This window comes from Streptomyces rugosispiralis (assembly GCF_024505145.1).
Taxonomy (GTDB): Bacteria; Actinomycetota; Actinomycetes; order Streptomycetales; family Streptomycetaceae; genus Streptomyces; species Streptomyces rugosispiralis.
Window position 1 is genome coordinate 1 of the sequence record NZ_JANIAA010000092.1, and the last position, 9,251, is coordinate 9,251.

At 71.1% G+C, this 9,251-nt stretch carries 9 protein-coding genes; 5 read left to right on the top strand and 4 right to left on the bottom strand.

Going from position 1 to position 9,251, the window contains the following annotated elements:
- The coding region (locus tag NP777_RS46160; protein ID WP_256656199.1) for a sialidase family protein at positions 1-1,054 on the bottom strand (1,054 nt) is incomplete at its 3' end.
- A gap of 161 nt (positions 1,055-1,215) precedes the next feature.
- Here NP777_RS46160 and NP777_RS46165 point away from each other — a divergent pair.
- From NP777_RS46165 to NP777_RS46175, 3 genes are all read left to right on the top strand, one after another.
- A complete protein-coding gene (locus NP777_RS46165) occupies positions 1,216-2,424 on the top strand; it encodes an RNA-guided endonuclease InsQ/TnpB family protein (RefSeq protein ID WP_256656205.1) in 1,209 nt (402 codons plus the stop codon).
- Between the two features lie 317 nt (positions 2,425-2,741).
- Positions 2,742-3,347, top strand: coding sequence for a hypothetical protein (locus NP777_RS46170; RefSeq protein WP_256656200.1), 606 nt, complete (start codon positions 2,742-2,744; stop codon positions 3,345-3,347).
- 197 nt (positions 3,348-3,544) lie between these two features.
- Positions 3,545-4,879 (top strand): MFS transporter, encoded by a 1,335-nt coding sequence (locus NP777_RS46175; protein ID WP_256656206.1) that lies wholly within the window; start codon positions 3,545-3,547, stop codon positions 4,877-4,879.
- A gap of 231 nt (positions 4,880-5,110) precedes the next feature.
- Here the strand turns inward: NP777_RS46175 and NP777_RS46180 are convergent, their stop codons facing one another.
- Positions 5,111-5,335: a hypothetical protein gene (locus tag NP777_RS46180; RefSeq protein WP_256656207.1), complete on the bottom strand. Its 225-nt coding sequence runs from the start codon at positions 5,333-5,335 to the stop codon at positions 5,111-5,113.
- 72 nt (positions 5,336-5,407) lie between these two features.
- Between NP777_RS46180 and map the strand changes: the two genes are divergently transcribed.
- Both map and NP777_RS46190 read left to right on the top strand, forming a co-directional pair.
- Positions 5,408-6,265, top strand: coding sequence for a type I methionyl aminopeptidase (gene map / locus NP777_RS46185; protein WP_256656201.1), 858 nt, complete (start codon positions 5,408-5,410; stop codon positions 6,263-6,265).
- Between the two features lie 150 nt (positions 6,266-6,415).
- Positions 6,416-7,060, top strand: coding sequence for a biliverdin-producing heme oxygenase (locus NP777_RS46190; protein WP_256656202.1), 645 nt, complete (start codon positions 6,416-6,418; stop codon positions 7,058-7,060).
- Between the two features lie 78 nt (positions 7,061-7,138).
- Here NP777_RS46190 and NP777_RS46195 read toward each other — a convergent pair whose 3' ends face one another.
- Together NP777_RS46195 and NP777_RS46200 are read right to left on the bottom strand one after the other, a co-directional pair.
- Entirely contained in the window at positions 7,139-7,678 is a 540-nt protein-coding gene (locus NP777_RS46195; protein WP_256656203.1) for a GNAT family N-acetyltransferase, read from the bottom strand.
- Positions 7,663-8,652 (bottom strand): hypothetical protein, encoded by a 990-nt coding sequence (locus NP777_RS46200; RefSeq protein ID WP_308405410.1) that lies wholly within the window; start codon positions 8,650-8,652, stop codon positions 7,663-7,665. The genes NP777_RS46195 and NP777_RS46200 overlap by 16 nt, the downstream gene beginning before the upstream one ends.
- Positions 8,653-9,251 lie beyond the last annotated feature (599 nt).

The window sequence follows — 9,251 nt, forward strand, 5'->3', positions numbered from 1 at the left end:
TCACGGTGTGGCCCGGCCGCCAGGTGACGCCGCCGTCAAAGCTGGTGCGGACGGTCATCAGGGCCCGGTACGCGGGGTCGGCGGGGCCGGAGAAGAGCAGTGCGTCCGGCTCGCCGAGGTGCAGCACGCTGCACTCCACCACGGGGGCGACCAGACCGGCCTGCGGCCGGAAGGGGAGGTCCAGGGTGGCGCCGCCGTCGCCGGAGTGGGCGTCGGCGCGGGTGCCGGGGGCGGTGGCGTCGGTGCGGGTGTTGAAGTAGACCCGGCCGTCGGGGAGTTGGGCGGCGGTGGTCTCGTTGACGTTGATGTAGCCGTCGGGGTTGTCGTCCACGTACCCGATCCGCCAGGTGGCGCCGCCGTCGTCGCTGAGCAGGTCGTGCCCGCCGTTGTACCGCCCCTCGGTGCCGTCGTCGCCGGGGACGGTCGGGGGCAGGGAATGGTTGCCGGGGATGACGATCCGGCCCGCGTGGGGGCCGTACCGCAACTGGAGGGCGTGGCCGGGGGTGGTCGCGTACCAGCGCCATTCGGGCCGCTTGGTGCTCGCGGTGATCTCGCGGGCCTCGCTCCAGCTCGCGCCGTCGTCATCGCTGTACGTCAGCCACACCCGCCGCCCGTCGGCCGCGCTCACCTCGCCGCGCCGGATCCGGGCCTCGGTGGCGGAGGCGGCGCTGCGGACGTGCACGAGCAGGACGCGACCGTCGTTCGGACCGCCGTCGTTCGGGCCGCCGCCGTTCGGACCGCCGCCGTTCGGACCGCCGCCGTTCGGGCCGCCGTCGAGGACGACGGGGGCGGGGTTGCCCGCCGTTCCGTCGCCGTTGCGGGCGACGACCTGTAAGGCGCCCCAGGTCCGTCCGCCGTCGGCCGACCGCTTGAGCACGAGGTCGATATGGCCGTCGTCGGCGGAGGAGTTCACCCGGCCCTCGGCGAAGGCGAGGACGGTTCCGTCGTGGGTCACCACGACTGCCGGGATCCGGTAGCTCGCATAGCCCTCGGTCCCCGCCCGGAACGGAACGGACACCTCGTACGAGCGTGCCGCCCCCGTGCCGACTGCCATCACCCTTCTTTCAACGAGGCCACCGGCTTCAGCCGGTGGGGGAATCGAATCGCCGAAACGGAGCCGCGAAACGGCGTAGTTCGCTGCGTTGTCAGTGGTGGCCGGTAGGGTGAACGCACCGGCTTTGACCAGTGGAGACGCTGAAAGGTGGATGGGCTGTGTTGCTGCGCGCGTACAAGTTCCTGCTGCGGCCCACCGTTCGGCAGGCACAGGCCCTGACGGAGATGCTGGCCGACCACTGCTCGCTCTACAACGGGGCCCTGCAGGAACGCCGCGACGCATGGCGGCACGCGTCGAAGACCAACATCACCTACGGAGACCAGTCCGCACAACTGAGGGAGATCCGGGCGTTCGACCCGGCGCGTCAGGGCCGCTGGTCCTTCTCCAGCCAGCAGGCCACACTGAGGCGGCTCGACAAGGCGTTCCGGGCGTTCTTCCGCCGGGTCAGGAGCGGCGGCAAACCCGGATACCCCAGGTTCAAGGGCGTCGGCCACTTCGATACCGTCGCCTTTCCGAAGGACGGGGACGGATGCCGCTGGGACTCCACCCCCCACGACACCCAAACCTGCGTGCGCCTCCAGGGCGTGGGGCACGTGCGAGTACATCAGCACCGGGCTGTGGAGGGCCGGGTCAAGACGGTCCCGGTCAAGCGCGAGGGCAACCGCTGGTACGTGGTCCTCACCTGCGACAGCGTGCCCGCCGAGCCTCTGCCCCCCACCAGCAGCACCGTCGGCATCGACATGGGCACGGTGCACTTCTTCACCGACTCGGACGGCGAGCACGTCCCGAACCCCGGGTTCCTTGGGGCGATGGCCGAGGAACTGGCCGAAGCCCAGCGGCACCTGTCCACCTTCCCCAAACGCACCCGACGCCGGACCAAGATGCACAAGGCGGCAGCCCGGAAGGTCGCCAAGCTGCACGCCAGGATCCGGCGTCAGCGCCTGGACCACCACCACAAACAGGCGCTCGCGCTCGTGCGGGAGCACGACGTGATCGCCCACGAAAAGCTGAACACAGCGGGCATGACCAAAGCACCCGCACCCAGGCCCGACCCCCAGCGCGACGGGGCGTTCCTTGCGAACGGGGCCGCCGCGAAGGCTGGGCTGAATCGCAGCATCCTCGACGCGGGTTGGGGACAGTTCCTCCGAATCCTGGCGAACAAGGCTGAGAGTGCCGGTCGCCTCGTGATCCCGGTGGACGCCCGCAACACCTCGATCACGTGCACCGCATGCGGGCATGTGGACAACAGGAACCGCGTTACCCAAGCGAAGTTCGAATGCGTCTCCTGCGGGTTCACCGCCAACGCGGACCACATCGGCGCACTGAACATCCTCGACAGGGCCGGGCTGGCCCTCTGCGACACTGCTTAGCCAGTGACGCAGGAAGCCTGCGCGTTCACGCGTGGGTGGAGTCACCAGACCTCCCGATGCCCGTCGCAATCGAGTGCCGAGTCAGATAAATGGGACGTAGGACGTCCCTTGTGTGCGGCGACCATAGGGTTTGCCCAACAGAGCGTCAAGAGACGGCGCATGAACAGTTGGAGACGCGGATGCGGTGCGCGTCGGTACCGAGTACGGCACCGGGTACGGCACGGGCCGACGGCATGCCCGTCGCATATGCCCCGAACGGGTGAGCCGGGCCCGAATCGCGCCCGCCGGGGCGCGGACCGGGGCAGGATCCGGATGCCATGGACGCCGTAAGGGTCGCGCTGCTGCGCGAAGTCCTCGCCGGAACGGAATGGCTCCAGGCCACCCGCCGCTTCGCGGGCTCGCTACGGGCCTCGGTCGGACCGCGCGCGGGCGGACTGCTGCTGGTCGGCAGCGAGGCCTACGAACCATGGCATCTGGCCGCGCACCTCGACGACGAGGCGGCCTGGTCCGGCCTGCCCGAGCTGTCCCCCACCCTCGTCCGCCACCGGGTGCCGGAGGGCACCGCCGTCCCGGCGCACCTGGCGGTCGGCCTAGGGCGGCTGGAGCGGGCGGGCCGCGGGGAGACCCTGCTGGTGGTCGCGCCGGGCGACCCCGGGGCCGGGCTGCTGGAGCGGGTGAACGACGCCCGCCGGGGCGGGGCGACCGTGCTCGCCCTCGACGGCGGCGACACCGAGTTGCACGCCCTGGCCCACGACGCGCTCGCCGCCCCCGAGGGTGGCGAGCTGGACCTCGACACCCTCCAGCACCTGGTCAGCGCGGCCACCGGCGAAAACAGCCTGCCCCGCCCGCGCCGCCGCCGCTTCCAGGACCGGCTGGCCCGGCTGGCGGAGCATGTGGCGGCGCCGCCACCGACGCATTGGTGAGGGGGAATTGGGGGCGCACCTCAAGGGCTGGTGACGGCGTCCTGCGGGCCGTAAGGCGCCCACGCAGGCCGTAAGGCGCCCACGCAGGCCGTAAGACGGACGGGGCGCCAGGCGGCCACGCAGGCCGTAAGGCGCCCACGGGGCGTAATTCGGTTGCCCGGCGCGGCGGCCCGGACGGACGATGTCGCCTCGTGACCCTGACCGACCAGGACGACCCTCCGGCACCGCGCGCACCGCGAGCACCGCGCGCACCGCGGCGGGCTCGTGCGCTGCTGCCCGATCTCGCCCCGTGGCGCTCCTCCCGCGACTTCCGGCTGCTGTGGTCCGCGGGGCTGGTGACCGCCTTCGGCAGCTTCCTGACGATGGTTGCGCTGCCGCTCCAGATCAAGGAGTTGACGGGCTCCGCCGCCGCGGTGGGCGCGATCGGGGCGGTCGAACTGGTGCCGCTGATCGTCTTCGGGCTGTACGGCGGCGCCCTGGCCGACGCCGTCGACCGGCGGCGGCTGATCCTGCTCACCGAGGCCGGGCTCGGCCTGCTCTCCGCGCTGCTGCTGGTCAACAGCGTGCTGCCGGATCCCATGCTGTGGCCCCTGTATGTGGTGGCCGCGCTGACCAGTGCGCTGACCGGGCTGCAGCGTCCCGCCATCGACGCGGTGGTCGCCCGGATCGTCCCGCACGCCCAGCTGACCGCGGCCGCCGCGCTCAACTCGCTGCGCTGGCAGCTGTCCGCGATCGCGGGGCCCTCGCTCGCCGGGGTCGTCGTGGCGTACGCCGGGCTGCCACTCGCCTACGGCCTCGATCTGCTGACCTTCGCCGGCTCCGGGCTGCTGGCCCTCCGGCTGACCTCCGCCCCGCCCGCGCACGACGCCGAGCCGCCGTCGCTGCGCGCGATTCGAGAGGGAGCGCGCTACGCCTGGCGGCGCAAGGAGTTGCTGGGCACCTACGCCGTGGACATGGCCGCCATGTTCTTCGCCTTCCCGAACGCGATCTTCCCCTTCCTCGCCGACGATCTGGACGCGCCCTGGGCGCTGGGCCTGATGTACGCGGCGGGTTCGATCGGCTCGGTGGTGGTCAGCGCGACCAGCGGCTGGACGTCCCGGGTGCACCGCCACGGCCGGATGGTGGTCGCGGGCGCGGCCGTCTGGGGCGTGGCCATGGCGGCGGCCGGATGGCTGTCCAACGTCTGGCTGGTGCTGCTGTGCCTGGCCGTGGCGGGCGGCGGGGACATGGTCAGCGGGCTGTTCCGCGCCACGCTGTGGAACCAGACGATTCCCGAGAAGCTGCGCGGCCGGCTGGCCGGTATCGAGCTGCTCTCCTACGCCACCGGCCCCCAACTGGGCCAGGTCCGGGCCGGCTCCATGGCGGGCTGGGTGGGCGTACGGGCCTCGGTGTGGTCCGGCGGACTGGCCTGCGTGGCCTCGGTGGCCCTGCTGGCGGCGACGTTGCCGCAGCTGATGAGCTACGACGCCCGGACGGACGAACACGCCCGCCAGGCGCGCGAGGCGCGCGAACTCCGCCCCGCGACCGGCTGACCGCCGGGCGCCGGGGATGGCTCACGGCACCCGGGAAGCCTCAGCCCACCGCCGATGGCTCGCGGTCTCCCTCGCGAGGGCGGCTTCCTCCCAGGGGGCGTACGGACCGAGGCGGTGGGCGACCCGGCACTCCGGGCCGGGGCGCCGATCCCCCGGCGCCCGCACCCGGGTGAGCTCTCCGCGCCCCGGCAGGGGCCCGAGCACCCGGGAAAGCCCCCGCCCCCAGGGGTCTCAGCCCGCCGCCGGGGGCTCGTCGTCGCGCCAGCGCGGGTCGTTCCGCCACTCCTCATCGCGCTCGCGCGCCGTCTCCATCGCGCGGGCCGCCTCCTCCGGGGAGGCGTACGGGCCGAGGCGGTCGGCGGCGCGGCACTCCGGGCCCTCCTCGACCTTCTGGTGCTTGATGCAGTAGTACCACTCGCCGGGCTTGCCGGCGGTCCCTCTTCCGAACAGCGCCATTCCGGCCCCGACCTTCCGCTCGTACTCCCTTGCGGCCATGCTGCCCCATGCGCCGCCGATACACTCGCTGATATGTCTGGCCAGTCGCTTCTAGTCCCGGGGAAGCTCTCCCCCACCCGTTCCGTCCCCGCTTCGATCCCGCGTCCGGAGTACGTCGGGAAGGAGGGCCCCACGCGTTACGAGGGGCCCGAGGTCCAGGACGCCGAGACGATCGAGCGCATGCGGATCGCCGGGCGGATCGCCGCGCGGGCGATGGAGGAGGCCGCCAAGCTGATCGCGCCGGGGGTCACCACGGACGAGCTGGACCGGGTGGCCCATGAGTACATGTGCGACCACGGCGCGTACCCCTCGACGCTGGGCTACCGCGGGTTCCCCAAGTCGCTGTGCAGCTCGGTCAACGAGGTCATCTGCCACGGCATCCCCGACACCACCGTCCTCAAGGACGGCGACATCGTGAACCTCGACGTCACCGCCTACATCGGCGGCGTGCACGGGGACAACAACGCCACCTATCTGTGCGGCGAGGTGGACGAGGAGTCGCGGCTGCTCGTCGAGCGCACCCGTGAGTCGCTCAACCGCGCGATCAAGGCCGTCAAGCCGGGCCGCCAGATCAACATCATCGGCCGGGTCATCGAGTCGTACGCCAAGCGCTTCGGCTACGGCGTGGTCCGCGACTTCACCGGCCACGGGATCAACACCTCGTTCCACTCCGGCCTGATCGTGCCGCACTACGACAGCCCGCACCACACCACCGAGATCAAGCCGGGGATGACCTTCACCATCGAGCCGATGCTGACGCTCGGCACCCATGAGTACGACATGTGGGAGGACGGCTGGACCGTGGTCACCAAGGACCGCAAGCGGACGGCGCAGTTCGAGCACACGCTGGTGGTGACGGAGACCGGGGCGGAAATCCTCACTCTGCCGTAGCGGCCGGGCCGGTCCACAAATGTCTTTGTGCCGGGGGCCGATTCTTCGGCGGCCGTTTTACCGACAGCCTGTCGGGAAGGCTATTGACGTAGGCAGCGGTCTCCACTTAGGTAAGGCTAACCTGCACACTTCGGCCCCCGGAGGTCCACCGTGGAGTTCTCCGCCCTGATCCGCGCCGCCTCACGGGAAGCGCATACGAACGTCGGAAGCTCGTCGTTCATGACCGATCTGCTCGGCGGGCACCTGGGCGTGGCGGCCTACCGCCGCTACTCCGAGCAGCTGTGGTTCGTCTACCGCGCCCTGGAGTCCCCCGCCGACGCGCTCGCGGCGGACCCCGTGGCGGGCCCGTTCCTCCGGCCCGAGCTGGCGCGCCTAACCGAGCTGGAGCGCGACCTGGCCCACCTCGGCGGCCCGGACTGGCGGAGCGGCCTCACCCCGCTGCCCGCCACGGCGGCGTACGCGGCGCGGGTGGCGGAGTGCGCCCGCGACTGGCCGGCGGGCTATGTGGCCCACCACTACACCCGCTATATGGGCGATCTGTCCGGCGGCCAGATCGTCCGGGACACGGCGGAGAAGACCTGGGGCTTCGACCGTAAGGGCGACGGGGTGCGGTTCTACGTCTTCGAGTCGATCGACAACCCCGCCGCGTTCAAGCGGGAGTACCGCGCGCTGCTGGACACGCTGCCGGTGGACGACTTGGAGAGGCAGCGCGTCGTGGAGGAGTGCAAGCGCGCCTACGCGCTGAACGCGGGGATCTTCCGGGAGCTGGCCGAGGAGTTCCGGCTCAGCGCCTGAGCGGCCTGCGCGGGGCGACTTGTACGGGATGGCCTGTGCGGGGCCGCACGAAGGCCGCCGCACCGGCCACGACCGAGGTCAGGACAGGGGCAGCTCGGCGAGCATGACGGCGAAGACCGGGGAGTCGGGGAAGGGCTGGCGCTCCCCCACCTTGCGGAAGCCCCAGGACTCGTACAGGGCCTGCACACGGGGGTGTTCGGTGTCCACGAGCAGGACCACGAGATCCTCGTCCCGTTCTGCCATCAGCGCGCGGGTCAGCCGTTCGGACACGCCCTGCTTCCGCCACGCCGGGATGACGGCCAGTTCGGAGTACGAGAAGGTCCGGTGCTTCTCCGGCGCCGGGTCGAGGTGCTCGCGCCACCACTCGTGACCGGGGCTGCCCGGGGCGCCGTAGGCGAAGCCCACGGCCTTGTCGCCGTCGTACGCGATCACGCAGGAGAACCCCGGTCGGCCGCCCCAGTGATCCACGAACCAGGGGAAACGCTGGTTGAAGGGGTCGTCCATCTCGTCCGCGAGGGCGTCGGCGTGTACGTCGATGAGCGTCTGGCGGATCTCCGGGAGATCGGTGTGGGTGAAGTGTCGGACGTTCAGCCCTGCGGCGGTCACGCGCGGCTCCATTCGGTTCGGTAGCGGTCTCCCCACTCGCGGGCGACACCCGCATCCGGGGCGAGAGTGATCAGGTCGCGGTAGTAGTCACCGAGATGAGAGCGCATCCGTCCGGGGATCGGGTGGCCGTCCATCAGGTCGAAGGCGGTGGAGGCCGTGGCGCACGCCTGGTCGACGTCGTGCTGGTGGAGCTGGGTCAGGGCGAGTCGTACGGTGGCCAGGGCACGGTTGCGGCGGAACTGCTCGGGGATGGCGGCCAGCGCCTTGTGGGAGGCGGCCTCGGCCTCCGCAGGTTCACCGATTTTGTCCCGGACGATGGCCGTGAGGGCCATCAGCTCGCCAGGTCCGTAGAAGGCGGTCCAGCTCGGGCGGGGATCATTCAGGGACGCCTTGTCCAGCGCCTCCCAGGCGCACCCGAGGGAGCGTAAGGCGGGCTGCCGCTCACCCAGGGTGGAGTGGCCGAGTGCCGTTCGGGCGTGGGCCAGAGAGGCGTAGAACGGATCCCGCCGAGCGATGGCCGTCGCCTGGGCCGCATAGCCGGAGTCGACCGCCTCGGTGTACGCACCACGATGGTGGGCGAGGATGGAGTACAAGTTCCAGGCTTCCAGCTCGAGGACGGAGTCCTTGGACATCCCGGCCAGGTGGAGCGCCCGGTCCAGCAGGCCCCGGGCCCGGTCGGTTCGCCTGGCGTCGATGGCGGACCAAGCGGCCATGGACGTGTATTCGGCGGCCACGCTGAACAGCCTCTGGCGGATGCGCTGGGAGGCACCCAGCTTCTGCTTCTCCAGCGCCTTGGCCGCCCCGGCAAGCGCCCTGCGCTCCAGTTCGTCGTGGCCTCCCCGTGTAGCGTCCACGGCCACCAGGGCGTCCAGGCCGGAACGGAGCCGGATCACGTCGGAGGTGCCTACGGAGTGCTGTGCGATGAGAGGGACGGCGACCGCGGCCGTCGTACCGGTGGTGGCCATCAGGAAGTTCCTGCGCCTCACGGGATCCTCCGGTTCTGTGGCGGGGCATCTTCGGGCTGGTGGGACGAATCCCAGTTCTTCGGCACTACATCCGAATACTGCCTCTAAGGCTGCCCGCTGCCGAGGGTGCGGCCAACGGGTCTTTCCGGTCAGCCAGTTGCGGACCGTCCGGTCGCTGACCGTGCCTTCGTGGCCGTCGCGATGCAGATGAGTGTTCACCGCGTCCGCCAGGGCGGCCTGGGTGAGCCCGCTCTCGCGCAGGGCGCTGATGAGGTGTTCGTTCCCCTCCACGTACCCACCGTAGCGATGTGAGCCCCCTCCGTGAGGAGAGTCGGCCGAGAATTTCCGGCTGGGCGATGTGCGTAACAGGGCGACATTTCCCCCTCTCGCGCGACGAGCCGTCGTTCACTCGGACAAGGCCGCTCACTTCGCACCCACTGAGGTCCTGATGTCCGTGACCGCTACACCTCGCCCCACGGGGCACCCCGGGTACTCCCAGACCATGCGCCGCGTACCGGAGAGCGCGGAGGTCGCTCGCAAGCTGGTGCGGACCGCACTGGCCGCCTGGGGGCAGGAGGGCCTGATAGAGGACGCCGCGCTAGTCATCACCGAGCTGGTCT

Bases quoted from the DNA above. Each gene is read 5' to 3' on its own strand.
- NP777_RS46170 (WP_256656200.1), top strand. From the start codon at position 2,742: ATGGACGCCGTAAGGGTCGCGCTGCTGCGCGAAGTCCTCGCCGGAACG.
- NP777_RS46180 (WP_256656207.1), bottom strand. From the start codon at position 5,335: ATGGCGCTGTTCGGAAGAGGGACCGCCGGCAAGCCCGGCGAGTGGTAC.
- map (WP_256656201.1), top strand. From the start codon at position 5,408: ATGTCTGGCCAGTCGCTTCTAGTCCCGGGGAAGCTCTCCCCCACCCGT.
- NP777_RS46195 (WP_256656203.1), bottom strand. From the start codon at position 7,678: ATGGAGCCGCGCGTGACCGCCGCAGGGCTGAACGTCCGACACTTCACC.